The organism is Mesorhizobium sp. WSM4906, from assembly GCF_029674625.1.
GTDB lineage: Bacteria > Pseudomonadota > Alphaproteobacteria > Rhizobiales > Rhizobiaceae > Mesorhizobium.
Genome location: NZ_CP121355.1, coordinates 3,263,078 through 3,289,893, shown reverse-complemented (window position 1 = coordinate 3,289,893; position 26,816 = coordinate 3,263,078). Strand labels below are relative to the sequence as shown.

The following is a 26,816-nucleotide window of genomic DNA, read 5'->3' as shown; positions in this document are numbered from 1 at the left end:
CCTCCGAAGCCCACATTGCACCAGCTATTTGGTTCGGTAAATCGAAACCGTCCAGGATTGCTTTGGCCGCTCCCTATAGGAGCTCTGCTGCCTATCCCAGCGTCAGCCCCGCTTTCTTCGCTTCCTCGCGCAGGAACGGCAGCCCGATCTCGATGACGTCGCGCGGATCTTCCGCCACTGGGCGCCACACGGCCAGCCCGCCGGCGATGTCGACGTCGACATGGTTCATGCTTTCGAGCGTGATCGCGCCCTGATAGCCGATGTCGGCGATCGCCTTCATACAGGCCGCCCAGTTGAGCATGCCGCGCCCCGGCACGCCGCGATTGGCCTCCGAGACATGCACGTAGCCGAGGAAGGGCGCCGCCGCCTCGAAGCCCGCGGCAAAGCTCTCTTCCTCGATATGCATGTGGTAGGTGTCGAGGTGGATGAAGATGTTGTCGGCGCCGATGCGCTCGATGATGCGCGCCGCGTCGATGCCGCGGTTGATCAGATGCGTCTCGTAGCGGTTGCACGGCTCGATGCCGAGCTTCAGGCCGCGCGACTTGGCGGATTTCGCCGCGCGTTCGAGGAAGCGGCACATGCCGTCGATCTCCCTTTGCGTCGGCGCGCGGCCCGTGGTCTTGCCGATCGTGCCGTAGGTGACGCCGCCGAGCGCCTCGGCACCCACCTCGTTGCAGGCCTTGAAGGCCGGCTGCAGGAAGTCGAGCGCCTCCTCGGGCCGCTCGACGACGTCGAGCGCACGCGGCAAGCCAAGCGACGGGATGAGCTGAACGCCATAGTGGTTGGCGAAGCCGCGCGTGCGCTTGGTGTCGATCTCCTCGGGTCTGAGCAGCGGGATCTCCATCAGGCCGATGCCGAGCTCCTTCAGCCTGTCCATCTGCGGCTCGATGCGGGCGAGGTCCCAGAGCGGGGCGATGGCGAAAGTGTGCAGTCCGAATGTGTTCATGTCAGCCTCGTTGCTCATGCGCCGCCGCGGCGGCCGTATCGCCGCCGCCGACGATGCGGCTGACGACTTCGTTCATGTTGGTCCTGGCGGTGACGAGATCGGCATCCGCTCTTCCGTGACGCAGCACCACGATGCGGTCGGTGACCGACAGCACGTCGTTCAGCCGGTGCGAGATCAGGATGACGGCAATGCCTTCCGACTTTAGGCGCCGGATGAGATCGAGCACGCTCTGCACCTCGCGCACGGCGAGCGCCGCCGTCGGCTCGTCCATGATGACGAGCTTCGGATTGAAGGTGAGCGCCCGCGCGATCGCCACCGTCTGCTGCTGGCCGCCGGAGAAGGAGCCGACGGAGCGGCTGATCGATGGCAGATGCGCGCCGAGCCGCTCGATCATGCGCGCCGCCTGGCGATCCATCTCAGCCTTGTCGACGAAACCCGGGAACAGACCGAGCAGCCTTTTCGTCGGCTCGCGGCCGAGGAAGATGTTCGAGGCAACGTCCTGTTGTTTGGCAAGCGACAGGTCCTGGTAGATCATCTCGATGCCGAGCCGGCGGCGCTGGCCGGGGTCGAGGGCGAGTATGTCCTTGCCGTCGAATTCGATCGAGCCGGTATCGGCGCGGTAGATGCCGGTTATGGTCTTCATCAGCGTCGACTTGCCGGCCCCGTTGTCGCCGACCAGCCCGACCACCTCGCCGGCAGCGACCGACAGGTCGACGCCGTGCAGCACGTCGACCGCGCCGAAGCTCTTGCGGATGTTGTGGAGCGAAAGCAGGGTCATACGCGCGACTCTTTCCGCACCTGGTACTGGTCGATGAAGACCGCGAGGATCAGCACCGCGCCGATCGCCATCTGCTGGTAATAGGACTGCACCGCAAGCAGCGTCAGCCCGTTCTGCAGCACGCCCATGATCAGCGCGCCGATCATCGTGCCGAGGATCGAGGCGCGGCCGCCGAACAGATTGGTGCCGCCGATGATCGCCGCCGTGATGGCGGTGAGCTCATAGTTGATGCCGGCGGTCGGATCGCCGGCATTGACGCGGGCGGTGAAGAGCAGACCGGCAAGACCGGCGAGCGCGCCGGAGAGCGTGTAGATGATGCGGCGATGCTGCTCGACGCGGATGCCGGCGGCGCGGGCGGCACCCTCGCTGTCGCCGAGCGCCAGCGTGTGGCGGCCGAAGCGCGTATAGGCGAGCACCGCATGCGCCACGATCGCGGTAAGCACGAAGATGATGACCGGCATCGGAATGCCGAGGGGCCTCCCTTGCCCGATATAGACGATTTCTGGCGGCAGGCCGTAGATCGCCCTGCCCTGCGAAATGACGAGCGCCAGCCCGCGCGCGAGACCCAGCATGCCGAGCGTCACGATGAAGGCCGGCACGAAGGCGCGGGTGACCAGTTGTCCGTTGATGTAGCCGGCGATGGCGCCGGCAAGGATGCAGGCGATCACCGCGAACACCGATGGCCAGCCGAGATTGACGGCGACGAAGGCGCCCGCCACGCCGGCAAGGCCCATGACCGAGCCGAGCGAAAGGTCGAGCCCGCCCGAGCCGATGACGAAGGTGGCTGCGATCGCCAGCACGCCGATCGTCGAGGTCGCGAGCAGGATGTTGAGGAAATTGCTGAGCGACAGGAAGAAGGGCGACAGCAGCGCCATCGCCGCGCTCAGCAAGACAAGCACCAGCAGCGACTCCAGCCTGATATGGAGCCGCTCGACGGATGCGCGCTGCACCCGAGCCCAGAACCCGGGCTGTTCAGAAGCCATGTCTTTGCACCTTTAAGAGCGGGCACTAGGCAGTAGGGCTTAGGCAGTAGTGAAAATATGGAAGCGATCCGAGCGATCGAACCGCTCGGATCGCCTACTGCCTACTGCCTATTTCCTCACTTCACATATTGCAGCATCGGCTCCTTGCCGGCGTCGAGCACGTCCTTGGTCAGCACCAGGGTGGGCACGGCGATGCTTTCCTCGACCTTCTCGCCGGCGAGCGCCTTCTTGACGTTCTCTACCGCCTGCTTGCCGACCAGATAGGGCAGCTGCGCGACGGAAGCGTTGAGGCGGCCTTCCTTGATCGACTTCACAGCATCGACATTGCCGTCGACGCCGATCATCGTCACCTGCTGGCCCTTGCCGGCCGCATAGACCGATTCCACCGCGCCCAGCGCCATGCCGTCATTGGCGCAGAAGATGGCGACGAGATCAGGATGCGCGGTCAGCGTGTCGGTGGCGATCGAGGCCGCCTTGCCGCGATCCCAGTCGCCCGGCAATGAAGCGACGATCTGCAGCCCCGGCGCAAGTTCCTTCAGCTTGTCGGCAAAGCCCTTGGCGCGCTTCTCGCCGGTGATGTTGCCGGAGAGGCCCTCGATCACCAGCACCGGCCCCTTGGCGTCCTTGCCGAGCTTGGAGACGAGATATTCCGCCCCTTGCGCGCCGGCAGCGACGTTGTCGGAACCGATGTGGAAGGTAACCTTGACGCCTTCCTTGTCGAGCACCGCCTGGTCGAGGTTGTTGTCGAGGTCGACGATCTTGATGCCGGCGTCCTGCGCCGACTTCAGGCAGGGCAAGAGGTTGGTCGAGTTGATGGCGGCGGTGATCATCGCCACCGGCTTGCGCTCGAGCATCGTGTTGCAGAGGTTGAGCTGCGGCTCGGCCGCCTGGTCGCTTTCGGCCGCCTGCTGGAAGTATTTCACGCCGGCTTCCTTGGCGCCGTCGGCGACGCCCTGGGCCATCGCACCCCAGAACGGATTGGCCAAGGTCTTCATCAACACGCCGTATTCGCCGTCCTCCGCCTTGGCGGCGCCAATAGCCGAAACGGCAAGAACCACGCCCAAGGCAATGGTAAATCGATTTATCTTTGGGAAAAGCGATGTCATTCCATCCTCCGTTTGTTGTTTGCGCCGGATGCCTCGGCCAGGGCCGGCGCCTTTCTTCCGCTGTCGACAATGGGGGCTATTGTCGGTCTCCTCCCCCGGAATGCGGGACGCTGCCTGGCGAGCCAACGGATTCCCGCATCAACACCTTGCAGGGTTCGAGCCGCGCCCTTGGCGGCCCCCCCTCGCCTTCGATCCTGCGAAACAAAACCTCCATCGCGTTGCCGGCGATCTCGCGCACCGGCTGCACCACCGCGGCGATCGCCGGCCAGGTCACCTGCATCCATTCGGCATCGTCGAAGCCGACCAGCGAGATGTCGTTCGGGCAATGCCAGCCGCGCCGCCGGAATTCCGACAGCGCTACCAGCGTGCCCTTGAGGAAGAGGGAATAGACCGCCGTCGGCCGGTCGTCGCCGGCTTCGCGCTTGCTGAAATAGTCGCGCAGCAGCGTCCGCAGCGGTTCGACGTCGCTTTCGCAGAGCACGACGTCGATACGAATGTCGGGCGCAAGCTCGAGTGCGGTGTTGCGAAACCCTTCGAGGCGAGCGCGCACCGTCGCCGCCTGCTGGCCGAGGCCGACGACGAGGATGTGGCGATGGCCCTGGCCGACAAGCGCGCGCGCCACTTCGGCACTTGCCGCCGCGCTGTCCGCTGAAACCGTATCGAAGGCATCGTCGGCAAGCACGCGGTCGATCAGCACGCCGGTCATGCCGTTGGCCTTCATGAAGGCGGCCGCCGGCCCATGCTCGTTGCGCACCGGCGCCAGCACGACGCCTGCGACCCGCCAGTCGTGCATGCGGGCAAGGATCTCCTTCTCGCGCTGTTCCGATTCACGGCTGGAGGCGGCGACGAGCGTATAGCCGCGCTGTTCGGCAAGGCCTTCGAGTTCGCTCACCATCTGGCCGAAGAACTCGCTTTCGAACTCCGGCATGATGGCGCCGATGATGCGGCGCTTGGCCCTGCGCATGTCGGAAGCGAGCGGATCGACGCGGTAGCCCAGAAGCTCGACGGCATCGAGGACGCGCTGTGCGTTTTCCGGCTTCACCGTGGTGACGCCGGACAGCACCTTGGAGACGGTCGCCGCGGACACGCCGGCGTGGCTTGCCACGTCGTGGATCGACGGGCGCCGCTGCTGGGCTTCCTGTTGCGCCATTAGCCTCCTCCTGAGGACAGGCAATCGCCTGTCCTCTGACTAATATAACCGATAAATCGATTTTTCGCTGTTGTAAATCGTTTCATCCGGAGTAAAAAACGCAGATGTGATTGACGCGATCCAATCGCGCCGGGAGGAAAAATCATGTCCGCCAAAGCCTTGCCGCTGGTGATCAGCGCGCCCGAACCGCGCACGCTCGATCTGATCTTCACGCCGCCGCAGCTGGCGCTGTTTCGCAGGAAATATCGCATCGTCGAGACAACGCCCGAAGGCGTGGCGAAGTTGCCAGCCGATGTGCTTGCCCAAGCGCGCTACATCGTCGGCCAGCCGCCGATCGCGCCCGAAACGCTGGAGAAATTGAAGGCGCTGCGCTGCATCTTCAATGTCGAGACCAACCTCATCAACAACATGCCCTATGAGACGCTGTTTGCCCGCGGCATCCACGTCGTCACCACCGGACTGGTCTTCGCCGAGCCGGTCGCCGAGCTGGGCCTTGCCATGGCGCTCAACCTAGCGCGCGGCATCGTCGATGCCGATCTCGCCTTCCGGCAGGGCAAGGAGCTTTGGGGCGGCGACGGCAACCAGACCGCGCGTCTCCTCTCCGGTGCCGATGTCGGCATCATCGGCTTCGGCGATCTCGGCCGCGCGCTCAACCGGCTGCTCTCTGGCTTCCGCACCCGCACCAGGGTCTATGATCCGTGGCTGCCGCCTTCCGTGCTGGTCGAGCATGGCGTCGAGCCCTCTTCTCTCGACAAGGTGCTGTCGGAAAGCGACTTCGTCTTCGTCGTCGCGTCGGTGACCAGCGAGAACCAGGGTTTTCTCGGCGCCGACGCTTTCGCGAAAATGCGCAAAGGGGCCGCCTTTATCCTGCTCAGCCGCGCCGGCGTCGTCGATTTCGCGGCCTTGATGGAGGCCGTGCGAAGCGGCCACATCGTTGCCGCCAGCGATGTCTTCCCGGAAGAGCCGCTGGCGAAAAAGCATCCGGTGCGCGCGCTGCCCGGCTTCCTGCGTTCGGCCCACCGCGCCGGCGCGCTCGACGTCGCCTTCAAGCGCATGGGCGACATGGTGCTGGAGGACATGGACCTTGTCGACCGCGGCCTGCCGCCGATGCGCTCCAAGCGCGCCGAGCGCGAGACCGTCTCGCGGATGCGCTCCAAACCGGTCGATAGGAACTGATCCGCGCCTTGTCGGCCAGGCAGCGGAATTTCCCACTAATGATTGCATCCTGAAGCAGAACAACCAAACTTAACGGCGGGTGATGAGAAGTTTCTCGCTTGTAAGCTTGCTCAGAAAAACCTTTTCTGCGTTGCATGAAGTAGAGGAACTTTGATCCAAATCTTCCGTTGATGACATGATCGTTTCTCGAACGATCCGGAGAAACAGGAGGTCTATGTCATGAACGTCAAGATGATCTGCTTCGGCGCGATGGCGCTTTCGATGGTTGCCGGCTCCGCACTCGCCGCCGGACAGACTGGTACTTCGGCGCTCGACGATCCGGCCAAGATGCAGCCTTTCTATACCGACTCCAGCATGAAGACGATGGTCAGCAAGGACGCCTTCGTGAAGGCGTGGAAGGCACTGTCGCCGGAGGATCAAACGGCGATGATGACCGCATGTGCCGACGAGGCCAAGAACGCCAACGCGGCCAACACCCATCCGGAGTTCTGCAGCAGCGTCAAGGAGAACGGCGGCAGCAAGTAGGCAGTCAGTGTAGGCGAATATGCTACGGCCCCGTTCGCGGGGCCGTTTTTCCAGGAAAAGTGTGCAGCGGTTGTCCGTCCGGAATTGCATCAAAACAAAGAGAGCGGCTCGCCGTTTCCGTGAAACGATGAGACGCTTAGGCAACGAGATCGCCGCGGCTCGCCTGTTCGGCGCCGCCGCCGAAATTGGCTTCAAGCCAGGCGATCGCGCTGGCGACGTCGGCAATGGCGAAACGTGCCGCGGTCTCGCCCTGCGGCTTCACGCGGATCGAGATCCCGCCCGCGGCATTGACGGTCTCAAAGCCGTTTTCGTCGGACGTGTCGTCGCCAAGGAACACCGGGCGTCTGCCGCTGAACGGATCGAGCTGCATGAAGCGCCGGATCGCGGCGCCTTTGGCGGCTTCGAGCGGCATCAGTTCGACCCCCGCGTTACCCGCGATGACCCTGTACCCTTCCGGCAGGCGGGCAAGTGCCGCCTCGACCAGTTCCGTCGCGCGCGCCAGAAGATGCGGGGCCGCCCTTGTGTGAATGGCGAGCACCGGGCCCTTGCGCTCGACATAGACGGACTTGCTTGCCAGCTCCAGCTCGATCTCGTCGGCAAGTGCTGCCATGTCCGCCGGCTCGTCGGCGGCCTCGATTTGACCGTCCGGCGTCAGCCTGTGCTCCAGCCCATAGAGGCCGGCGATCCGCAGCTTCAAGGGATCGAACAGTCCGTCGACGGCCGCGATCGAACGGCCGGTGATGAAGGCGAGCGCGCCGTCCAGACGCCGTTCGATCGTCTCCAGGAGGAGCCGCAGGCCGTCGCTGACCGACACGCTGTCCGGATGGGCGGCATGCTCCAGCAAGGTGCCGTCAATGTCGAGGAAGAGCGCCCACCGGCCGTCGGAAAGGCGCGGCGTCAAATCTGTCTGGATATTCATCGGAATCCGACTGCCTGCTTGCGTTCGAACATGGAGACGACATTGTCGCCGTTCACCGACCGGTCGGATAATGCGGTGACCCGGTCGAGCTCGTCGCGCTTCCTCAGCCGCGCCGCGTCGAGCAGCATGCTGCCGGCCCAGCGATAGACATTGTTGTCGCGGACGATTTCGCGCATGCGCCGCATGCGCCCACGCTGCTCCTCCGGCCCCATGGTCAGCGCCTGCAGCATGACCTCGCTCATCATCGCCGCGTCGTAGGGGTTGACGATCAGCGCCTCCAGCAGCTCGCGCGATGCGCCGGCGAAGGTGCTGAGCAGAAGCACGCCCTGCTCGTCGTCTCGTGCGGCGACGAACTCCTTGGCGACGAGATTCATGCCGTCATGCAGGCTGGTGACCAGACAGATGTCGGCCGCCCGGTAGATTTCGTAGACGTCCTTCTGGGAGTGATGCGCGGCCACCAGGACCACAGGACGGTAATTCTCGCTGCCGTAGCGCTCGTTGAGCTCCTCGGCTAAGCGCTGGCATTCCTCATGCAGCTGCTTGTAGGCAGGCAGCGAGCCTCGGCTGGGCGCGGCGATCTGCAGGAACACCACCTGGCCGATCGTCTCGGGGTGGCGAATGAACAGCTCCTCCAGCGCGTGGAAGCGGTCGAGGATGCCCTTGGTGTAGTCGAGCCGCTCGACGCCGACGCAGAGCTTGGCATCGGCCGGAATGCCGAACCGCTCGCGGATGTGCTGCCGGGATTCTTCGACCGAAGGCAGGGCCCTCAACAACTCGACGGGCCATTCGATCGAGATCGGATAGGCATGCACCAAGGTCGTCTGGCCGCCATAGGACACGGCGGCATCCGCGCGCTCGATCCGGCTCTCCATGAAGCGGTCGACGCTTTCGGTGAAGTTGTTGGCATGGAATTGCGTGTGGAAGCCTATGATGGAGCTGCCGAGCAGGCCGTCGAGGATGCGCTCGCGCCACGGGCAGATGCTGAACACCTCGGAGTTCGGCCATGGGATGTGCCAGAAGGTGATGACGATCGCCTCTGGCAGCCGCTCGCGGATCATGCGCGGCAAAAGCGCAAAGTGATAGTCCTGCACCAGCACGATCGGCCGGTTGTTGCGCGCCTCGGCGACCACGGTATCGGCGAATTTGCGGTTGACGGCTTCGTAGGCTTCCCAGTCGGAATCGCGAAAGATCGGGCGGGTGAAGGCGATATGGCAGAGCGGCCACAGGCCCTCATTGGCAAAGCCCAGATAGTAACCCTGATATTGCTCGTCCGTCAGCCAGACCCGGCGCAGCGTGTAGGAGGGACTGCCAGGGGGCACCTGCACACGGTCGTCCCCGTCCACCACCAGGTGGTCGGCGCTGCCGCCGCCATAGGCGATCCACGTGCCCGCGCAGGCGCGGGTGATCGGCTCGAGTGCCGAAACCAGTCCGCTTGCGGGCACGACGAGTTCGACATCGCCATTCTTGTCCTCGTTGTGGATGTAGGGCTCGCGATTGGAAACGACGATGACCTGTGCGTCCGGCAGATCCTCGGTGAGGATCTTGCGCAACGTCTCCGGCGACCAGGTGACGAGGGCGGCATCGACCGACTGTCCGTTCTTCTCGAATTCGCGCAGCACCTTGCGCGCGGTTTCCGAGGCGACGTCCTCACCCAAGGCGAACGTGTTCACGTCCTTCGGATGCCGGCGGCGGTGCCGGAATATTGAAATGAAGATCGCCAGAGCGGAAAGTGTCAGACTTGCTAGAATAAGGACCCACCAAAGGTCGACGCCATATTGTATCATTGAATGCCAGGTTGCCTCCGGCTGTCCGCTATTTTGTTTTTCGTTCTTGCCGGCTGCGGAGCGGTAGACCGGTACGAATTTGCAAACGCGTAAACCGGTCGTCGGTTCCGACATTTTTCGATTATCCGACGCGTACTTGCAGAATTCCGCTTACGTGCGCACAATAAGCGGCACCAGGCCCTCATGCCGATCAGCGAGGAAGGCAACGACGCGGTCGCCGACACGCTGGAAGGTGAGGTCGACAGATCTGTCGCCAACCGATAGATGCCGAAGCGTGAGTGTGTCGATGCCAGCCGGCAGCCTTGGGCGCGTAATGTGCAATTCACCTTCCCAGCCATCGATCTCCAGGCCGAGGCAGGCCTGCATCAACATGAAGGTTGAGCCTGCCGACCAGGCCTGCGGCAGGCAGGCGACCGGATAGGCGATCGGCGCCTCGCCCGGCGCTCGGGTGAAGCCGCAGAACAGCTCCGGCAGGCGCATGTTGAAATGCACGGCCGACTCGAAGGTGCCGCTCATCAGTCGCACCACGCTCTCGCGCTCGCCATAGCGCGCCAGGCCGACGCCGCAGAGCGCCGTGTCGTGCGGCCAGATCGAGCCGTTGTGGTAGGACATCGGGTTGAAGAAGATCGCGTCGTCGGCGAGCGTCCTCACTCCCCAACCGGAATGGAAGGAGGCCGACAGCAACTGGTCGGCGACCATCTTGGCTCGCTCCGGCTGCGACAGCCCGACATAGAGCAGATGCCCGGCGTTCGACGTTCGCACCTTGCAGGGCTCGCCCTCACCGTCGATGGCAAGGGCGTAGAAGTTGAGATCGTCCATCCAGAAGTCGCGCTCGACGGCCAGCCGCATTTCCTCGGCGAGGTTTTCCCAGTGCTCGGCATCGGCGAATTCGCCGCGGCGGCGCGCGAGCGCGGCAAGGCCGCGGTAAGCGGCAAAGACATAGCCTTGCACCTCGACCAGCGCGATCGGTCCTTTAGGCATGCGGCCATCGGCATGGAAGACGGAGTCGATGCTGTCCTTCCAGCCCTGGTTGGCGAGCCCGGACTCGGCCCCACGCTGGTAAGTGACGAAACCTGTCGCCCGGCTTGCCTCTTCCGTCCATTCGGCGGCCGCCTTGAGCGATGGCCAGAGGGTATCGATGAAAGCCATGTCGCCGGTGCGGTCGGCATAGGCGCAGGCGAGATGAATGTAGAGCGGGGTCGTGTCGACGCCGCCATAGTAGCGGCCGAAAGGAAGCTCGCGCAGCGCCGCCATCTCACCCTTACGGGTCTCGTGCATGATCTTGCCCGGCTGGGAATCGATGAAGGGCGACGTCTCCGTCGCCTGATGCTCGGCCAGAAACGCCAGCACGCCGCGCGCGAGACCGGGATTGAGCCACAGCATCTGCAGTCCCGAGATCACGCCGTCGCGGCCGAAGGCCGTCGAGAACCACGGGATGCCGGCATAGGGATAAGGCCCGGTCGAGAGCTCGGTGGTGAGCAGCGCGACATCGGCGCGTGCGCGCTCGACCCAGTCGTTGAACACGCGACCGGAACTGTGCACCGTGGCGCCGTGCCGGCGCTTGGCGCGCATGCCGAATCGGGCGCGGGCCGCGGCGGCGCGGAAGCGGTCGCGCCCGGGTATGTCGGCGACCTCCGGACCGACTTCGACATAAAGCACTTTGCTGCTGCGCTTGGTGACCGCGATCAGGAAATCGGCGCGATTGTCGCCCAACCGGTCAGGGGCTTGCGAGAAGGAAATCACCGACAGGCGCGGCAACCCGTCGAGACCGTCATAGCCGAGCAGCACCGACGCCTTGTCGGTCTTGGCGACATGGACCGTTCCGCGCTTCGGCCGCGTCGAGCCGCGCACCTCGAACATGTCCCGGAAGTCGGCGGCGAAATGCAACGAGACGGCAATGGTCGAGTGCTCGCGGCTGTAGTTGGAAAGCGTGATGCGATCGAACAGCCGATCCTGCCAGATCAGCCTGACGCGCTCGATATGAATCGCGCCTTGCGGAATGTCGCGGCCGGCGGCGCTCTGGATCGGCAGGTTGGTCAGGTTGCTGGTGAACAGCACATTGTCCTGACTGAGCGAGGCGCCAAGCAGCGACATCGGTCTGCCGCCGACCGTCAGGCGGAATTCGGAGAGGACGCGCGTATCGTCGCGAAAGAAACCGTCGCCGGCGCCCCTGATGTCGCCATAGGCGTCCGTGACGGCAAAACAGTCGCCCTGTTTGAGCGCGAACAGCCGATGCGGCTCCCGCGGTGCCGTCTCGTCGAGTGAGGCAAGGGCCACCGCGGGATCGAGCTTTCGCTCGTCGAGTTGCGTCATTCGTCACCTCTTCGTTTTGTCCCGCCCCCGAAGACAATGCCGATCAGGAGGCTCTCGCCTCCCGGATGCCGATCAGGCGCATATAGGCGGCGAGATAGTCGCGTGCCATCCTGGTGGCTGAAAACCGCTTTTCGAAGGCCGCCCTCACCCGCCGTCGATCAAGTTCGAGAAGGGTGGGGATCTCGGCGACGGCCTCATCGGCGGTGTCCACGACGAAGCCGGTCACGCCCTGGTCGATGATCTCCGGCAGGGCGCCGCAGTTCCAGGCGATCACCGGCGTGCCGCAAGCCATGGCCTCGACCGGAGCCAGGCCGAACGGCTCCGGCCAGTCGATGGGGAACAGAAGGCCCGCGGCGTTGCCGAGAAAGCCGGCCTTCTCGTCTTCCGCGATCTCGCCGACATAATCGACGCGGTCGCCGTCGATGAGCGCCTCGATCTCGTCGTGAAAATAGGCGCGGTCGTCATCGCCGATCTTGGCGGCCAGCTTCAGCCTCAATCCGGACCGGCGCGCGATCTCGATCGCTCGGTCCGGCCGTTTGTCACGCGAAAGGCGCCCGAGGAAGGCTAGATACGGCTCTTCGGGTGACGGGTCATACGTGGGCTGATAGGCATCGACCGGGATCCCGTGATGGATCGTCGCCAGCCAGTTGGCGTCGGGCAATCCCCGCTTCTGGCTGTGCGAGATGGAGATCATCGGAAAGCGCGGGAAGCGCTTGTAGGCCGGCGCCAGGTCGACATAGTCGAGCCTGCCATGCGGCGTCGTCACCGTTCGACCCGACATGTGCTCGAAGAACGGAAAATGCGCGAAATGGCTGAGATGGAAATGGATGACGTCGAATTCGTCGGCCCGCTCGCGCACGTCGGCAAGCATCGCCAGATGCGCAGCGATTTCCGATTTCTTCGGCCGCGGGTCGAGGCGGATCGCCTGGTCGCGGCCCGGCACCAGCCGCGCCGAGGTCTCGCTGTCGCCGCTCGCGAACAGCGTCACGTCGTGTCCCAGTTCCACCAGCGCTTCGGTGAGATAATAGACGATGCGCTCCGTGCCGCCATAAAATCTCGGGGGGACGGATTCATAGAGCGGCGCGACATGGGCAATGCGCATGGATTCCCTCAAACTGTTGACGGGAACCAAAATGCGTCAGCCGCGAGATCGTTCCTCCCAATCGGCCGCATGTGGCGGAGTATATGGCGCCGGGCGCTCGCGAGAGCGCGGCTATACGGCGAATGGCCGGCCGACGGCTGGCCCCCACTTTGGTCGCCGGCGCCTAGCCGATCTTTTCGGGCGCGTGCAGTCCCTTGCGTTGGAAATACTTGGCTTTTCTGCCTTGAGCTTCTTCTCCATTTTCCATGAATGTTAGCTGTTTCACAGTCAGCACGCGGCCAGAAGCATAAATTGCCGGGCCTATTGATTCCATTTGTAAATACTTCTGCCCATTCCACCGCGCGACATCGGACCCCTTCGATCGCGCAGGCCGGAAGCGCAATCGGGGGCGATGCGGATGCGGGTCTACGAGGCGATCGTCAAAGGGCTGGAGGGGATCGGCGTCGGCGCCGCATTCGGCGGCGCGGGCGAAAATGCCGCCGGGCTGATGCTGGCGCTGAAACACTCCAAGTCGATCCGGCCGGTGATCACGCGGCATGAGCAGGCTGCATCCTTCATCGCCTGCGGCTATGCCATGTTATCGGGCCGCCTCGGCGTCTGCTTCGCCACGGCCGGCCCCGGCGCCTTCAACCTGTTCTCCGGACTTGCGGTCGCGATGTCGGATTCCTACCCTGTGCTTGCCATCTCCGGTTACGCCTCGCGCACATGGACCGGCAAAGGCGCACTGAACGAGACGTCGGGCGTGAGCCGCACGCCGAACTCGCAGGCGATGTTTGCCGCGACGACGAAGAAATCCTTCCTGCTCACCGATGCCTCGAAAACTTGCGATGTGCTGGAAGAAGCCGTCAACATCGCCTTCGAGGGCAGGCCAGGCCCCGTCCATATCCATGTGCCGGAAGACCTCACCGATCACGGCGTTTCGGTCGACAATTTCCGTCCGATCGATCTTCGGGTGAAGCCTGTCCTGCCCGACCCGGCTCGGGTGCAGGACGTGGCCGAAACGCTGGTGGAGGCGCTGGAGAAGGGCAAGAAGCTCCTGGCGCTGATCGGCTTCGGCGCGGTGAAGAGCGGCGCCGGCCACGAGCTGAAGCAACTCGTCGAACGCTATCAGATCCCCTTCGCGACCACGCTGGACGGCAAGGGCATCATAGCCGAGCGGCACCCTCTGTGCGCCGGTGTCTTCTGCGACAGCGGCCACAGCGCCGCCTGGAAGGCTTTCCTCGAGGCGGATGTCGTCCTTGCCGTCGGCAATTCCTTCGCCCAGCACGCCACCTTCGGCTTCCGCGACGACCTGTTCGCCGGCCGCAAGCTCATCCACATCAACATCGACATCGGCGAGATCGACAAGGTCTACAAGGCCGACGGCGCCATCATCGGCGACGCCAGGCTGGCCGTCGGCGCTCTGCTCGACAAGATGTCGGGCTTGCTCGAGCCGAGCCCGCCGGCAGACCGCGAGGCGACCGACTACAGCGACGAGCACATCCTCCATCTCACCGGCAAGATCCATCCCGGCCAGATGGCGCAGTCGCTGTCGAAACGGCTGCCTGACAATGCCATCGTTCTCGCCGATGCCGGCGCGCACCTCGCCTGGCTCGGCTACTATCTGCAGATCGCGCCGGGCCAGAATTTCCGCAAGCCCGGCGGTTTCGGCCCGATGGCGGGCAACGTCAACGGCGCGCTAGGCGTCAAGCTAGCCCATCCCGAGCGGACGGTGATCGTCGGCTGCGGCGACGGCTGCTATTTGCTCTCGGGCTTCGAGCTGCTCACCGCCGTCCAATACGACATCCCGGTGATCTGGATCGTCTTCAACAACGCCGAGTTCCAGCTGATCAAGCTCTACCAGCTGCAATCCTACCAGGAATACGGCCTGGTCGATTTCGGCAATCCCGACTACGTCGCCTACGCCCAGGCCTGCGGCGCGAAGGGTTATCGCGTCGAGACTCTGGAAGAATTCGAAGCCGCGCTCGAGGACGCGCTGGCGCTCGGCAAGCCCGCGATCATCGACGCCCACATCACGCGCCTGGCGCTGCCGCACTACAGCGCCTCGCCCGAGGGTGTGGTCGCCGGCGTCGCCGAAATGATCGCGGAGCGCATCCGCCCGGATTAGGCAATTCTAGGAAAACTGCACAGCGGTTTTCCGTGAAAACAAAGAGTTGGTGCGGTTCGGCAAGCCTGACAAACGCTGAACCGCTTCGAGCCAGGGAGGCAGCGTTGTTGACGCAACCAGGCAGGCAAGCAACGACGATTTGGCGCGAAATACCGCAAGGCTCGGCGGAGGATGAGCGCCTGCTGTTCGAGCGGCTGGCGCAGGACATGATGCATGTCCAGCTGAAGACCAGGCGGCGCTCCAAGACGGCGGGCATCCGGCGCGCTTTCCATGCCAAGCCGATCTTCGCCTCGATCGACGCGACGCTGCGCTTCAATGACGATCTTCCCGCCGACTTCCGCGCCGGCTTCGCCCAGCCGGGAAAATCCTATCCGGCGATCGTGCGCTTCTCCAACGCGAACGCCTCGGGCCAGCCCGACTACAAGCCCGACCTGCGCGGCGTGGCGCTGCGCGTCAAGGTTTCGGACAAGGAGCAGCACGACCTTTTGGCCACCAATTTCCCGGTTTCGCATGCTCGCGATGCCCGGCAATTCGTCGCCTTCGCCAAGGCGACCGCGGGCGGCGCGATCGGCAAGCTGATCGGCCTTGTCGGCCTCGCCTTCCGCTTCAGTCCGGCTGAAGTGATCCGCATGCTGAGGAACGTCTCCAAGGGGCGCAACCGCAAAGTGCGCAGCGTCGCGCTGGAGACCTTCTGGAGCCGCGGCGCCATCCGCTGGGGCGAAACGCTCGCCGTGCGCTATCTGCTGCGGCCCGTGCCGAGCGCGGCACCCGCGCCAGAGGCGTCCACAACGGATGCGAGTTATCTGTCGAACGAATTCGCCACGCGGCTCGCGGCGGGCGACGTCCGTTTCGAGCTGTGTGTCCAGCCCTACATCGACGAGCGCTCGACGCCGATCGAGGATACCGCTGTCGAGTGGACCGAAACCGTCTCGCCGCCCGTGAAGGTGGCGGAGCTTACCATCACCCAGCCGTCGGTCGGCACCGCCGAGGCCTTCACCAACACGAGGGTGATCGACGAGCTCGCCTTCAACCCGTGGAACACGACCGACGAGTTCCGTCCGCTCGGCAATCTCAACCGGGCGCGCAAGGTGGTGTATGACGCGAGTGCCGCGCATCGGCTCGCCTATCGCTGGCGCACCGAAGCGCCGCTGCGCAACCGCGTGCTCGGCGCCATTGCGCGCCGGTCCTTCGTTGCCATCAATCGCTTCGTCGAATGGCACAAGCTGCCGTTGCGCCTCAGCCTGCTCAACCTCGACGCCTTCCGCTACGTGCTGAGGCAGAAGAACCTCATCGACACGGAAGCGGTCGAGGCGCCGCCCGAGGCGCGGCCGGAGCCGCAACCGCCGATCGCCGAGCAAGTGCGGCAGACGCGCTCCTATGACGGCACCTACAACGACCTGTCGGTGCCGAAGATGGGCGCGGTCGGCGCCACCTTCGGCCGCAACCTGAAACCGGCTTACGCGCCCGACCTGTTCGACACGCCGAATCCGGTCGTCGTCGCGGAAAAACTGTTGCATCGCGAGACGTTCATTCCGGCGCGCTCGCTCAACATCCTTGCCGCCGCCTGGATCCAGTTCCAGGTGCATGACTGGGTGAACCATGCCCGCAATCCGCTCGGCACCAACGATATTACCGTGCCGCTGCCTCCCGGCATGAAGTGGACGAACGCCGTCGGCGGCAAACCGGAGGAGGTCATGCGCATTGCCGGCAACCAGCAACTGGACCGCGGCCCCGGCTGGCCGCCGATCTATTTCGGCAATGCCGCCTCGCACTGGTGGGACGGATCGGAGGTCTATGGTCCGAACAGCACCAAGGCGATGATGCTGCGCGAAGGCGCCAAGATCAGGCTGGTCGACAACCACCTGCCGGTCGACATCAAAGGCTTCGAGGTGACCGGCTTCAACGAGAGCTGGTGGCTCGGCCTCAGCGCCATGCACACGCTGTTCGCGCGCGAGCACAATCTGCTCTGCGACGAATTGCGCTCGCGCTGCAAGAACTGGGACGACGAGCGCATCTACCAGACGGCCCGGCTCATCGTCTCGGCGCTCATCGCCAAGATCCATACGGTGGAGTGGACGCCGGCAATCCTCGCCACGCGGGCGATCGAGGTCGGCCTCTCGAGCAACTGGAACGGCCCGCCGGCCAACGACTGGGTGACCAAATTCGGTCTGTGGCTGCTCGACGAGCATGCGTCGACCGGTATCCCGAAGACGATGCCGGACCACCACACCGCGCCCTATTCGCTGACCGAGGATTTCACCACCGTCTACCGCATGCATCCGCTGTTGCCGGACGACTATTGCTTCTACCACCACCGGTCAGGCGAGAAGATCGCCGAGAAGGGCTTCCTCGACATACAGGGCGCCAATGCCGACGACATCATGCGCTCCTTCGGCTTGCGCAACACGCTCTATTCCTTCGGCGTCGCGCATCCCGGCGCGATCGCCTTGCACAACTTCCCAAGGTCGCTGCTGAAGCTCGAGCGCGACAACGAGATCATCGACCTCTCGGTGGTCGACATCGTGCGCACCAGGCGGCGCGGCGTGCCGCGCTACAATGATTTTCGTGCCGGTCTGCACCGGCCGCGCATCAGGAGCTTCGAGGAGGTCACCGCGAGCCCCGAGGATGCGCGGCTGCTCAAGCAGATCTACGGCGACGTCGACAAGATCGACACCGTGGTCGGCCTGCTCTCCGAGCCGGCGCCGGCGGGCTTCGGCTTCAGCGACACCGCCTTCCGCATCTTCATCCTGATGGCGTCACGGCGGCTGCAGAGCGACCGCTTCCTCACCGTCGACTACCGGCCGGAGATCTACTCGCCTTTCGGCATCGACTGGATCGCCAACAACGGCATGACCAGCCTGATCCTGCGCCACTGCCCCGACCTCGCCTCGGTGCTGCCGAGAATGCAGAGCGCGTTTGCGCCCTGGCGGCCGATCGTGCCCGCAAGCACCGACCCGGCCATGGCGGGAGCGAAGCCATGACGGCGCCGATCAAGCCGGCCCCGACGGCAAAGGGCGGCATCGCTTCGGGGCTCGACGTACTGCTGAGGCGGCCGCTGGTCGAGGCGATCTTCCGCCGCCGTACTCATCGCGTCAGCCAGGGCAGCTCGGTGCTCGCCGGCAGCATGAGCTATCAATCCGAAGAGCCGCGCGAGCCGCTGTCGGAACTCGAGGAGGCGGTGCTGATCGCCATGACCGGCTGCACCGGCCTCACCATGCCCGACCGGCCCTTCGAGGATCCGGCGACGAGGCAGCCGGTGATGGCCAAGCCCAACCTCACCATGGCCGGCCGCACCGCGGGCAGCCCCGACAATGCGCAAGGCACGCATTTCTTCCTGATCAACGACTCAGGCACCTATTTCCTGCGCAAGATGCCGCCGCCCGCCGACGGCAACATCGCCTTCACGCCGGAGCGACTGGTCGAGCGTGCGCGGGAAGCCAAGGTGAAGATTCTCGATCGCCGGCTCGACGTCGCCGAAGGCCAGCGCGATTTTCCGGCCTATCTCGATTCCAACCGCTTCCTCTCCAACCTGCCGGGCACCACCATCCTGCTGCCGGTCGTCGATCTCTCGCGCCAGTACATCAACGGCATGATGTACCTGCTCACCCAGCCCGATGGCGCGCGGCCTCACATCGTCGACGATCGCAACTTCTATCGCTCGGCCGGCGTCAAGCGCTGGGTCAAGAAGGGTTTCCTCAACAAGGACCTGAAGATCCCGCTCGGCGCGATAGGCTCGCTGCGCACTCAGATCGAGGCGGACCTGCTCTTGCAGAACATCTTCCTCGTCGCCGATGCCATGGGGCTCGGCGCCTGGATCCATGGCTCGATCAGCCCGCCGGTGCTGCTCGGCGATCCGAAGTTCTCAAAGACTTACGGCGCCATGCTCGGCTTCGACGTGGCGGTGCCGCGCTGGTGCCTCATGGACCTGCTGCGCTGGCACATACCACTGCCGAAATACTCCAATCTGCGCAGCAACCCGATCGGCCTGCGCTTCAAGGGCGAGCACCTGATCAAGGGCATGTCGCCGCCCTACTACGACACGATGGCCGACGCCGTCGCCGAAGTGATCGAGGAGAAGTTCGGCAAGAGCGGCCTCTACGCGGACGAGAAGCTTTTTGCCGAAATCTACAAGGGCGATTACGGCCACCGCTATCTCAGCGAGGCGGCGGTCTATACGCCGGAGGTCATCGACTGCGTGTGCGACATCTGCACCTACATCTACGAGACGCACGGCCGCTTCCCGGCGCATTGCGACGCCATTCATGTGCCCGGCATATGGTTGCAGGTGCATCACGTCGATGTCGGCTACTACCAGCGCTTCTTCCGCAACGGCCTGACCGACGTACATCTCAACCACGCGCGCGACTGGCACTGATGGTGACGGCATGCGCCGTGGCGCTCGTGGCGGTCTCCGGGGGCAGCGTCGAGGACGTCGATCAGCTCATCCAGTTGCCGCCGTCGGACGTCTCAGATGTCCACGCTCTGCGGCAGGATGACGAGGTCGCGGATGGTGACGTTGCGCGGCCGCGTCAGCATGAAGAGCACGGCATCGGCCACCTCCTTGGGCTCCATCAGGCTGCCGGCCGCCAGCGCCTCTTCCATCTTGGCCTTCGGCCAATCGCTGAGCAGCGCCGTCACCACCGGACCGGGCGCGACGGCGCCGACGCGGATGCCGTGTTTCAGCACCTGGCGGCGGAGCGTATGGACGAAGGCCTGCACGGCGAATTTCGACGCCGTGTAGATCGGCTCCCAGACCACGGGAACGAAGCCGGCGACGGAACTGGTGACGATGATGTCGCCGCTCTTCTTCTCGATCATGTGCGGCAGCACCGCGTGCACCGTGCGGAACACGGCGTTGATGTTGAGGTTCAGCATCCGGTCCCACTGGTCGGGGTCGCCAGCCGCCACCTCGCCGCCGACATAGGCGCCGGCATTGGCATGGAAAATATCGAGCCGGCCGGCCTTTTCGAGAATCTCGGGCATCATGCGGTCGACGCTCGCCGGATCGAGCAGGTCGGCGACCACCGCCGAAGCGTTGTCGCCGAGCTCGGCGACGAGCGTCTTCAGCTTATCCTCGGCGCGATCGACCAGGACGACCTTGGCGCCGGCGGCGAGCATGGCACGGGCGCATTCCAGCCCGATGCCGGAGGCAGCGCCGGTGATTGCGGCAACCTTGCCGGAGAGACTTTCAGACATTGCGATCCTCTTCGATGAGCCGCCTTCTTGATGAGCTGTCAAGCGCGGCCGTGTGAGACACGCGAGCGGCGGGCGAGAGAATCGACGATGACCGCGATCGCCAGCACGCAGCCGGTGATCATGTACCGGAGCGAGGATGACAGATCGAGCAGCGTCAAGCCGCTTGCGATGGATTGGATGACGATGATGCCGAGCAGCGCCGAATAGGCGCTGCCGCGGCCGCCGAACAGGCTGGTGCCGCCGATGACGGCCGCCGCGATGGCGTTGAGGTTGACGTCGCCGGTGCCGGCCTGCTGGCTGGCGGTTGCCAGGCGTGCCGCCGAGAGCAGGCCGCCGGTAGCCGCCAGCGTGGCGCAGAGCGCGAAGGCGCTGGTGTAGATCAGCCGCACATTGATGCCGGCGCGGCGCGCCGCTTCGCGGTTGCCCCCAACGGCGGTCATCGAGCGGCCCCATTGGGTCCGCTTCAGCGCATAGTTCATCGCCACGACCAGGCCGACGAACAGCGCGAACATCCAGGGCACGCCGCGCGACAGGTTGAGGTAGTAAGCCACCAGCTCGAGCGCAACCGTGATCGCGACGGCCTGGAGCAGAAGCCCGCCGAACGAGCGCGACGACAGCCCGGCGGCCTGGCGGCGCTGCGCCTTGCGGTAGCCGAGAGCCAAGGCGAGCACGCCGGGCACCACCGCCAGCGTGTACGACACCCAGTGCGGCATGACCAGGAGCTGGCCGAAATTCACCAGCGGCGAATCGTAAGGCAGGTTGATCGAGCCGGTCGGCCCGAGGATGTAGAGCTGCAATCCGAGGAAGGCGAGCAAGCCCGACAGCGTCGACACGAAGCTCGGCATGCCGAGCCTGTTGAGCAGGAACGCATAGACGCAGCCGGTTACGAATCCGACCGCCATGGCAGTGACGATGGCCAGCGCGACCGGCCAGCCCCACTGGACCCAAAGCACGCCGAGCAGCGCGGAAGACAAGCCGCTGACGGAGCCGACGGACAGGTCGATCTCGCCGACCATCAGCACGCAGACGATGCCGAGCGAAATGATGCCGACCGTCGAGCAGTCGAACAAAAGGTTGACCAGATTGTTCGGCGACAGGAAGACCGGATTGAGCGTCTGGAAGATGGTGCAGATCAGCACCAGTCCGACGACCACCGGCAGCGATCCCAGATCGCCGGAGCGGACGCGGTCGAGAAAGCCTCTGATGGCGCCCTTCGCCCCGCTGCGATCCTTCAGCCGCTCATCGCTGCGATCGAGCAGCGCGCCGGGATTGCGGTCGGAAGCCGTCGTCATGGCTGTTCTCCCTGCACCTTCTCGGCTGCACGCCTGCCGCGCCGCGAGACCGCGTTGTCGTCGGCGCCGGTTATCGCGGTCACCAGTTCCTGGTTCGACGCGCCAGGCAGGAAGATGCCGTTGTTGCGTCCGAGCCTCAGCACCACGATGCGGTCGGCCACGGCGCGCACATCCTCCATGTTGTGGCTGATCATGACGACGCCCAGTCCGCGATCCCGCACGCGCTCGATGAGGTTGAGCACCTCTGCCGTCTGCGCGACGCCCAGCGCGGCGGTCGGTTCGTCGAGGAGAATGACCCGCGGCTCCATCAGCAGCGAGCGGGCGATCGCGACCGTCTGCCGCTGCCCGCCCGAGAGCGATGCGACCGGCTCGCGCACGCTGGGAATGCGTGCCGACAGCTCGTTGAGCAGCGTCCAGGCGCGCACCTCCATCGAGACTTCGTCGAGACGAAGCGGATGGAGCTCGCGGCCAAGGAAGATGTTGGCCACGACATCGAGGTTTTCGCAGAGCGCCAGATCCTGGAAGACTGTCGCGATGCCAAGCTTGAGCGCCGCGGCGGGATTGGCAAGCGTCACCGGCTGGCCATCGAAGGTGATCGAACCCGAACTCGGCATATGCGCGCCGGCGAGGATCTTCACCAGCGTCGACTTGCCGGCGCCGTTGTCGCCGACCAGCGCGACGATTTCGCCGGCATTGATATCGAGATCGACATCGGTGAGCGCCGACACCGCTCCGAAATTCTTCGAGATGCCGCGCAGGCTGAGCACCGGCTGGCGGCTTGTCGTGGACGGCGTGTCGGGTATTGCCATGGCGCTGTTTCTCCCCGTTTGCGGTCGATATGGCCGGCCGCCAGGAGGTAGCGGCCGGACACGCCCGGCTGTCGCCTTGGCGACGCGCCGAGTATATCGCCAGCGACGCGGCTGCGCCGCATCGCGTTCGGAGACAATGCCGCAAGCGGCATTGCCCCGGAGACAATGCCGCAAGCGGCATTGCTCCTTATTCAATGCCGAGCTTCTTGCAGCCTTCGGCGTAGCGGTCGGTGCAGAGCTGGGCTGCGGTCTGGATCTTCTTGTCGATGATCTCGGCCTTGAGGTTCTCCTGCGTCACCACCGCCGGCACGAAGAGCTTCGAGGGCGTGTCGTAGAGCGTCGTCTCGGCTTTCGGCGTCTCGCCCTTGAGAAGCTGCACCGCAACGTTCGCCGCTGCCGCCGCGACGATCTCGCTCGGCTTGGAAATAGTGTTGTACTGGTCGCCGGCAATGATGAGCTGCAAGGCGGCGATCGTGGCATCGTTGCCGGTCACCGTCGGCACCGGATCGACGCCGGCGGCCTTGAATGCGGCGATGGCGCCGCCGCCGGTGCCGTCATTGGCGGCGACCACGCCGACGATCTTGTTGCCGAAGCGCGAGATCTGCCCCGCCGCCCATTGCTGGGCATTCGACGGCGCCCAGTTCGGCGTGTCGAATTCGGCGAGCGTCTTGTAGCTGCCGGTCTTGAGGCCTTCATGGATACCGTCCTTGATCAGGCCCGCCGCGGCGTCGGTCGGCGAGCCGTTGATCTGCAGCACGCCGACATCGCCGTCGCTCGACACGCCCTTGGCCTTGAGGTGCTCCACCAGCGAGGCGGCAATCGCCTTGCCGATGGCCTTGTTGTCGAACGAGACATAGAAGTCGGCCTTGGCGTCGGGGATCGGACGATCATAGGCGATGACCTTGACGCCCTGTGCCTGCGCGTTGTGCACCAGCGACGCCGCCGCGGCGGAATCGACCGGGTCGAGCACGACGACCTTGGCGCCCTGGGTTATGACCGAATTGAACTGCTGCTGCTGCTTGGTGACGTCGGCGTCGGCGTTGAGGTAGAGCACCTTGCAGCTGTCGCAGAGCTTCTTCATTTCGGCGACGAAGCCGGGATGATCATGCTCTTCGTAGCGTGTCGAACCCTGGTCGGGCATCAGGAACGCGACCGTGGAACCGGCAATATCTTGCGCATTGGCTAACGTCGCGCCGAGGGCGAGGCTCGAGACGGCCATGGCGGCCGCGGCCAATCTGGATATGTATCTGGACATAAGGTCTTCTCCATTCCCATTGTTTGATGTAACGGACCTCGACATCGGGCTTGGATGTCTGCTCTTGCCGCCCGATCGGAAGTCTAGCGAACTCGTGCAGCAGCCCAACGGCTTCCTCCCGCTGGCATGACACGAGGCGATACTCATCCATCGCTGGTTCGCTCGCGCGACCCATCGCTTCGTCCTAGTTCTTACTTAGGCTTGTTTTTCCTCCCAAACTCCTTTCTATGCGGCGCGCGCGGCCGCGAAATTGTCCGCAACCAATCGTCTGAACTGCGAAGGCGGCGTGCCCTTCTCGGCCAGGAACTGGCGGTTGAAGTTCGACAGATTGTTGAAGCCTACCTCGAAGCAGATGTCCGATATCTGCGCCTGCTCGTCGCTGATCAGGATCTGGCAGGCGAGGTTGATGCGCAGACGCTTGATGTATTGCAGCAGCGACATGCCAGTGTGCTTGCGGAACGACCGCGAGAAGGCGCTCGGCGTCTGTCCTGCGATCGCGGCGAGATCGCCTTCGTTGAATTGCTGCGTCAGGTTCTCGCGGATATAGGCAAGTGCCTGGTTCATGCCGGCCGACATATATCCCGACGGGTCCGGCAGATAGTTCTCGCTGGCGAGCACGCGCGGCGAGGTCTCTCGGCTCAGCGCCTCCATGATCGACATGAACAGGCTGATCCGGTGTACGCCGTAGGCATGCGTGATTTCCGCCAGAAGGGGCATGACCTGTCTGCTCACGGCTTTGCTGAACAGCACCCCGCGCCGCGACAGGTCGAGCAGCGGCGAGACGGCGCCGAGCTCCGGAAAAGTCGTGATCGCGCCACCGATGAATTCCTCGCTGAACTGGACCAGCCTGCAGCGCAGCGGAACCGACTGGCCTTCCGGAACCTCGCTGATCCAGTTGTGCGGCAGGTTGGGGCCGGCCAGCACGAGATTGCCGATATCGAATTCGCCGATGAAGTCGCCGACGAAATAGCGGCCCTTGGTCGCGACGATCTGGTGCAGCTCGTATTCCGGATGAAAATGCCAGCGCACCGTATGGTACGGATAGCCGTGCCATTTCACCGCGAATGACTCGCCAGGCCTTATCTGTATGACTTCCAGATCGGGTCCCATGCTTCCTCCCGGAGGCTGTCGGGTATTTCAGCCTTCGAACCGCGGCCGTTTGTTTGGCTCGTCTAGGGTCAGGATAGCGGCGGCCAAGGATGGCCGCCACCTCGCCACACCGCGCCGACTGATACGTTTTTGACCATTTTGGCCCAGCGAAAAACCACCTTCGAAAATTAGAGCCTTCGAATATCTGGGATTGCCGCCGACGGGAAAGTTCGCTTCGGACCACGCTACCGCATTGCACAATTCCGGCCGGGCTGCACAATAGGCGCATGTCCGCCGGTTCGTTGACCATCCTTGTTATCGACGAGAACCGCATCCGCGCCTCGATCATCGAAGCCGGACTGCGGGATGCCGGCCATCGGCATGTCACCGTGGTCCATGACGTGGCCGGCATTGCGAAGCGCATCGCCGAGTTGGAGCCGGATGTCATCGTCATCGATCTCGGGAACCCTAACCGCGACATGCTGGAAAACATGTTCCAGCTTTCGCGCGCGGTGAAACGGCCGATCGCCATGTTCGTCGACCGCTCCGACCGGGCCTCGATCGAAGCGGCGGTCGACGCCGGCGTGTCGGCCTATGTCATCGACGGGCTGAAGAAGGAGCGCATCAAGCCGATCCTCGACATGGCGATCAGCCGCTTCAATGCCTTCTCGCGCATGGCGCGCGAACTGGAGGAAGCGCGCAGCGAGCTCGAGAACCGCAAGGTCGTCGATCGCGCCAAGGGCATACTGATGAAGTCGCGCGGCTTGAGCGAGGAGGCGGCCTACGCGCTTCTGCGCAAGACCGCCATGAACCAGAACCGCAAGATCGCCGAGATCGCCCAGAGCCTGGTGACGGCGGCGGGATTGCTGGGACCGCTGGAGGGCGAATGAGCACGACCGCTGCGCATCAGATCACCGCCGGCTTCATGCCGCTCTTCGACAGCGCCGTTCTCGTCGCGGCCGGCGAGATGGGCTTTGCCGCCCGCGAAGGCATAGAGCTCAAACTGCATCGCGAGACCTCCTGGGCCAACATCCGCGACCGCATCGCGATCGGCCATTTCGATGTCGCCCATATGCTTGGGCCGATGCCGCTCGCCTGCAGCCTCGGTCTCACGCCGCTCGCCTCCGAGACCATTGTGCCCTTCTCGCTGGGGCTCGGCGGCAACTGCATCACCGTCTCCACTGCGGCGTGGGAAGGCATGGCGGCAAACGGCGCTGCGCCCGACCTCGATCCGGCGCGTGCCGGGGCGGCGCTCGGCGCGCTGATCCGCGCGCGGGCGGCCGCCGGCCGCGATCCGCTGCGCTTCGCCGTCGTGCATCCGCATTCCGGGCACAATTACGAGCTGCGCTACTGGCTCGCCGCCTGCGGCGTCGATCCTGACCGCGATATCGAGGTCGTCATCGTGCCGCCGCCCTTCATGGCCGACGCGCTCGCCGCCGGCCGCATCGACGGCTATTGCGTCGGCGAGCCCTGGAACAGCGCTGCCGTCGCCGCCGGCACCGGCCGCATCGTCACCGTCAAGGCGCTGCTATGGCGCAACAGTCCGGAAAAGGTGATCGGCGCCCGCAGGGCGTGGGCGGAGGAGAATCCTGACACTCTGGCGGCCCTGCTGAGGGCGCTGCATCATTCCGCCCGCTGGTGCCAGGATCCTGCAAACCGCGACGAGTTGGCCGCGCTGATGGCGAGGCCCGCTTTCCTTGGCCAGCCGGAGGCGATCCAGATGCCGGCGCTCACCGGACGCTTGCAACTCGGCGGCGGCGCGGAGCGGCGCGTCGAGGATTTCTTCCTGCCCTTCGACAAGGCGGCGAACTTCCCTTGGAAAAGCCACGCGCTCTGGTTCTACACGCAGATGGTACGCTGGGGACAATTGCGGCACACGCCGCAAAACCTGGCGATCGCCCGCGACTGCTATCGGCCCGACCTTTACCGCTCGGCGCTGAAGCCGCTTGGCGTGGCCCTGCCCGGCGCCAATGCCAAGGTCGAGGGCGCGCTGAAGGCTGCGACGCCGGTTGGCTCCGCAGGGGCCAGTCTCATCCTTGGCCCCGATGGTTTCTTCGACGGCCAGATCTTCGATCCGGACAAGATCGACGCCTACATTGCCGGCCAGAAGCGCGCCTGATCCTTTGCGCGTCATTCTTGTGCATTGCACAATATTTGTGCGCCATGCCCGTCCCGTTGATCAATGTTTGACCGTATCGCCGCTTGGCCCGGTCGGCACGGGAGGCAGGTTCCAATTGATTTTGCTTGAAAATCCCCATCGACACAAAACTGGCACGCTTCATGCTT

The 26,816-nt window shown here is 64.5% G+C and carries 22 protein-coding genes; 7 read left to right on the top strand and 15 right to left on the bottom strand.

Features of this window, described 5'->3' with window-relative positions; genetic code table 11:
- Positions 1-91 precede the first annotated feature (91 nt).
- The 5 genes from QAZ22_RS15675 to QAZ22_RS15655 form a co-directional block, all read right to left on the bottom strand.
- On the bottom strand, positions 92-946 hold the full coding sequence (locus QAZ22_RS15675; RefSeq protein ID WP_278207694.1) for a sugar phosphate isomerase/epimerase family protein: 855 nt from the start codon (positions 944-946) through the stop codon (positions 92-94).
- A gap of 1 nt (position 947) precedes the next feature.
- Complete coding sequence (locus QAZ22_RS15670; RefSeq protein WP_278207693.1) at positions 948-1,724, bottom strand: ATP-binding cassette domain-containing protein; 777 nt, start codon at positions 1,722-1,724, stop codon at positions 948-950.
- Positions 1,721-2,707 carry an ABC transporter permease gene (locus QAZ22_RS15665; RefSeq protein ID WP_278207691.1) on the bottom strand — a complete coding sequence of 329 codons (987 nt, stop codon included), beginning with the start codon at positions 2,705-2,707 and terminating at the stop codon, positions 1,721-1,723. Before QAZ22_RS15665 ends, QAZ22_RS15670 begins: the two co-directional genes overlap by 4 nt.
- A 116-nt stretch (positions 2,708-2,823) precedes the next feature.
- Positions 2,824-3,813 (bottom strand): substrate-binding domain-containing protein, encoded by a 990-nt coding sequence (locus tag QAZ22_RS15660; protein WP_278072598.1) that lies wholly within the window; start codon positions 3,811-3,813, stop codon positions 2,824-2,826.
- Positions 3,814-3,889: 76 nt separating this feature from the next.
- Entirely contained in the window at positions 3,890-4,963 is a 1,074-nt protein-coding gene (locus QAZ22_RS15655; protein WP_278207690.1) for a LacI family DNA-binding transcriptional regulator, read from the bottom strand.
- A 144-nt stretch (positions 4,964-5,107) separates the two neighbouring features.
- Here QAZ22_RS15655 and QAZ22_RS15650 point away from each other — a divergent pair, with 144 nt between their 5' ends.
- On the top strand, positions 5,108-6,139 hold the full coding sequence (locus QAZ22_RS15650) for a hydroxyacid dehydrogenase (protein WP_278207689.1): 1,032 nt from the start codon (positions 5,108-5,110) through the stop codon (positions 6,137-6,139).
- 219 nt (positions 6,140-6,358) lie between these two features.
- Positions 6,359-6,664: a hypothetical protein gene (locus QAZ22_RS15645; RefSeq protein ID WP_278207687.1), complete on the top strand. Its 306-nt coding sequence runs from the start codon at positions 6,359-6,361 to the stop codon at positions 6,662-6,664.
- Positions 6,665-6,800: 136 nt separating this feature from the next.
- Here QAZ22_RS15645 and otsB read toward each other — a convergent pair whose 3' ends face one another.
- The 5 genes from otsB to QAZ22_RS15620 form a co-directional block, all read right to left on the bottom strand.
- Entirely contained in the window at positions 6,801-7,583 is a 783-nt protein-coding gene (otsB, locus tag QAZ22_RS15640; RefSeq protein WP_278207686.1) for a trehalose-phosphatase, read from the bottom strand.
- Entirely contained in the window at positions 7,580-9,367 is a 1,788-nt protein-coding gene (locus tag QAZ22_RS15635; RefSeq protein ID WP_278207685.1) for a trehalose-6-phosphate synthase, read from the bottom strand. Before QAZ22_RS15635 ends, otsB begins: the two co-directional genes overlap by 4 nt.
- Positions 9,368-9,517: 150 nt before the next feature.
- The gene (locus QAZ22_RS15630) at positions 9,518-11,680 is read right to left on the bottom strand and encodes an amylo-alpha-1,6-glucosidase (RefSeq protein ID WP_278207684.1); all 2,163 of its coding nucleotides are present in this window, start codon (positions 11,678-11,680) and stop codon (positions 9,518-9,520) included.
- 43 nt (positions 11,681-11,723) lie between these two features.
- The gene (locus QAZ22_RS15625; protein WP_278207683.1) at positions 11,724-12,782 is read right to left on the bottom strand and encodes a glycosyltransferase family 4 protein; all 1,059 of its coding nucleotides are present in this window, start codon (positions 12,780-12,782) and stop codon (positions 11,724-11,726) included.
- A gap of 163 nt (positions 12,783-12,945) precedes the next feature.
- The gene (locus tag QAZ22_RS15620; protein WP_278207682.1) at positions 12,946-13,095 is read right to left on the bottom strand and encodes a hypothetical protein; all 150 of its coding nucleotides are present in this window, start codon (positions 13,093-13,095) and stop codon (positions 12,946-12,948) included.
- A gap of 84 nt (positions 13,096-13,179) precedes the next feature.
- Here QAZ22_RS15620 and QAZ22_RS15615 point away from each other — a divergent pair, with 84 nt between their 5' ends.
- The 3 genes from QAZ22_RS15615 (at position 13,180) to QAZ22_RS15605 (ending at position 19,264) form a co-directional block, all read left to right on the top strand.
- Positions 13,180-14,889: a thiamine pyrophosphate-binding protein gene (locus QAZ22_RS15615; RefSeq protein ID WP_278207681.1), complete on the top strand. Its 1,710-nt coding sequence runs from the start codon at positions 13,180-13,182 to the stop codon at positions 14,887-14,889.
- A gap of 104 nt (positions 14,890-14,993) precedes the next feature.
- The gene (locus QAZ22_RS15610; RefSeq protein ID WP_278207680.1) at positions 14,994-17,870 is read left to right on the top strand and encodes a peroxidase family protein; all 2,877 of its coding nucleotides are present in this window, start codon (positions 14,994-14,996) and stop codon (positions 17,868-17,870) included.
- Entirely contained in the window at positions 17,867-19,264 is a 1,398-nt protein-coding gene (locus tag QAZ22_RS15605; RefSeq protein ID WP_278207679.1) for a hypothetical protein, read from the top strand. The genes QAZ22_RS15610 and QAZ22_RS15605 overlap by 4 nt, the downstream gene beginning before the upstream one ends.
- Before the next feature lie 92 nt (positions 19,265-19,356).
- On the opposite strand, the gene QAZ22_RS15600 is transcribed toward QAZ22_RS15605, so the two are convergent.
- The 5 genes from QAZ22_RS15600 to QAZ22_RS15580 form a co-directional block, all read right to left on the bottom strand.
- Positions 19,357-20,085 carry an SDR family oxidoreductase gene (locus QAZ22_RS15600; RefSeq protein ID WP_278207677.1) on the bottom strand — a complete coding sequence of 243 codons (729 nt, stop codon included), beginning with the start codon at positions 20,083-20,085 and terminating at the stop codon, positions 19,357-19,359.
- Positions 20,086-20,123: 38 nt separating this feature from the next.
- A complete protein-coding gene (locus QAZ22_RS15595) occupies positions 20,124-21,377 on the bottom strand; it encodes a sugar ABC transporter permease (protein WP_278207676.1) in 1,254 nt (417 codons plus the stop codon).
- Positions 21,374-22,186, bottom strand: a complete 813-nt coding sequence (locus QAZ22_RS15590) for an ATP-binding cassette domain-containing protein (RefSeq protein ID WP_278207674.1) — start codon at positions 22,184-22,186, stop codon at positions 21,374-21,376. The genes QAZ22_RS15595 and QAZ22_RS15590 overlap by 4 nt, the downstream gene beginning before the upstream one ends.
- Before the next feature lie 187 nt (positions 22,187-22,373).
- The gene (locus QAZ22_RS15585) at positions 22,374-23,441 is read right to left on the bottom strand and encodes a sugar ABC transporter substrate-binding protein (protein ID WP_278072581.1); all 1,068 of its coding nucleotides are present in this window, start codon (positions 23,439-23,441) and stop codon (positions 22,374-22,376) included.
- A 225-nt stretch (positions 23,442-23,666) separates the two neighbouring features.
- A complete protein-coding gene (locus QAZ22_RS15580; RefSeq protein ID WP_278207672.1) occupies positions 23,667-24,551 on the bottom strand; it encodes an AraC family transcriptional regulator in 885 nt (294 codons plus the stop codon).
- A gap of 266 nt (positions 24,552-24,817) precedes the next feature.
- Between QAZ22_RS15580 and QAZ22_RS15575 the strand changes: the two genes are divergently transcribed.
- Together QAZ22_RS15575 and QAZ22_RS15570 are read left to right on the top strand one after the other, a co-directional pair.
- A complete protein-coding gene (locus QAZ22_RS15575) occupies positions 24,818-25,420 on the top strand; it encodes an ANTAR domain-containing response regulator (RefSeq protein WP_278207671.1) in 603 nt (200 codons plus the stop codon).
- Positions 25,417-26,649: a CmpA/NrtA family ABC transporter substrate-binding protein gene (locus QAZ22_RS15570; protein ID WP_278207669.1), complete on the top strand. Its 1,233-nt coding sequence runs from the start codon at positions 25,417-25,419 to the stop codon at positions 26,647-26,649. Before QAZ22_RS15575 ends, QAZ22_RS15570 begins: the two co-directional genes overlap by 4 nt.
- Positions 26,650-26,816: the final 167 nt, after the last annotated feature.

What these genes read in the sequence shown, in the direction of transcription:
- QAZ22_RS15675 (WP_278207694.1), bottom strand. Translation starts at nt 946, where the DNA reads ATGAACACATTCGGACTGCACACTTTCGCCATCGCCCCGCTCTGGGAC.
- QAZ22_RS15670 (WP_278207693.1), bottom strand. Translation starts at nt 1,724, where the DNA reads ATGACCCTGCTTTCGCTCCACAACATCCGCAAGAGCTTCGGCGCGGTC.
- QAZ22_RS15665 (WP_278207691.1), bottom strand. Translation starts at nt 2,707, where the DNA reads ATGGCTTCTGAACAGCCCGGGTTCTGGGCTCGGGTGCAGCGCGCATCC.
- QAZ22_RS15660 (WP_278072598.1), bottom strand. Translation starts at nt 3,813, where the DNA reads ATGACATCGCTTTTCCCAAAGATAAATCGATTTACCATTGCCTTGGGC.
- QAZ22_RS15655 (WP_278207690.1), bottom strand. Translation starts at nt 4,963, where the DNA reads ATGGCGCAACAGGAAGCCCAGCAGCGGCGCCCGTCGATCCACGACGTG.
- QAZ22_RS15650 (WP_278207689.1), top strand. Translation starts at nt 5,108, where the DNA reads ATGTCCGCCAAAGCCTTGCCGCTGGTGATCAGCGCGCCCGAACCGCGC.
- QAZ22_RS15645 (WP_278207687.1), top strand. Translation starts at nt 6,359, where the DNA reads ATGAACGTCAAGATGATCTGCTTCGGCGCGATGGCGCTTTCGATGGTT.
- otsB (WP_278207686.1), bottom strand. Translation starts at nt 7,583, where the DNA reads ATGAATATCCAGACAGATTTGACGCCGCGCCTTTCCGACGGCCGGTGG.
- QAZ22_RS15635 (WP_278207685.1), bottom strand. Translation starts at nt 9,367, where the DNA reads ATGATACAATATGGCGTCGACCTTTGGTGGGTCCTTATTCTAGCAAGT.
- QAZ22_RS15630 (WP_278207684.1), bottom strand. Translation starts at nt 11,680, where the DNA reads ATGACGCAACTCGACGAGCGAAAGCTCGATCCCGCGGTGGCCCTTGCC.
- QAZ22_RS15625 (WP_278207683.1), bottom strand. Translation starts at nt 12,782, where the DNA reads ATGCGCATTGCCCATGTCGCGCCGCTCTATGAATCCGTCCCCCCGAGA.
- QAZ22_RS15620 (WP_278207682.1), bottom strand. Translation starts at nt 13,095, where the DNA reads ATGGAATCAATAGGCCCGGCAATTTATGCTTCTGGCCGCGTGCTGACT.
- QAZ22_RS15615 (WP_278207681.1), top strand. Translation starts at nt 13,180, where the DNA reads ATGCGGGTCTACGAGGCGATCGTCAAAGGGCTGGAGGGGATCGGCGTC.
- QAZ22_RS15605 (WP_278207679.1), top strand. Translation starts at nt 17,867, where the DNA reads ATGACGGCGCCGATCAAGCCGGCCCCGACGGCAAAGGGCGGCATCGCT.
- QAZ22_RS15600 (WP_278207677.1), bottom strand. Translation starts at nt 20,085, where the DNA reads ATGTCTGAAAGTCTCTCCGGCAAGGTTGCCGCAATCACCGGCGCTGCC.
- QAZ22_RS15595 (WP_278207676.1), bottom strand. Translation starts at nt 21,377, where the DNA reads ATGACGACGGCTTCCGACCGCAATCCCGGCGCGCTGCTCGATCGCAGC.
- QAZ22_RS15590 (WP_278207674.1), bottom strand. Translation starts at nt 22,186, where the DNA reads ATGGCAATACCCGACACGCCGTCCACGACAAGCCGCCAGCCGGTGCTC.
- QAZ22_RS15585 (WP_278072581.1), bottom strand. Translation starts at nt 23,441, where the DNA reads ATGTCCAGATACATATCCAGATTGGCCGCGGCCGCCATGGCCGTCTCG.
- QAZ22_RS15580 (WP_278207672.1), bottom strand. Translation starts at nt 24,551, where the DNA reads ATGGGACCCGATCTGGAAGTCATACAGATAAGGCCTGGCGAGTCATTC.
- QAZ22_RS15575 (WP_278207671.1), top strand. Translation starts at nt 24,818, where the DNA reads ATGTCCGCCGGTTCGTTGACCATCCTTGTTATCGACGAGAACCGCATC.
- QAZ22_RS15570 (WP_278207669.1), top strand. Translation starts at nt 25,417, where the DNA reads ATGAGCACGACCGCTGCGCATCAGATCACCGCCGGCTTCATGCCGCTC.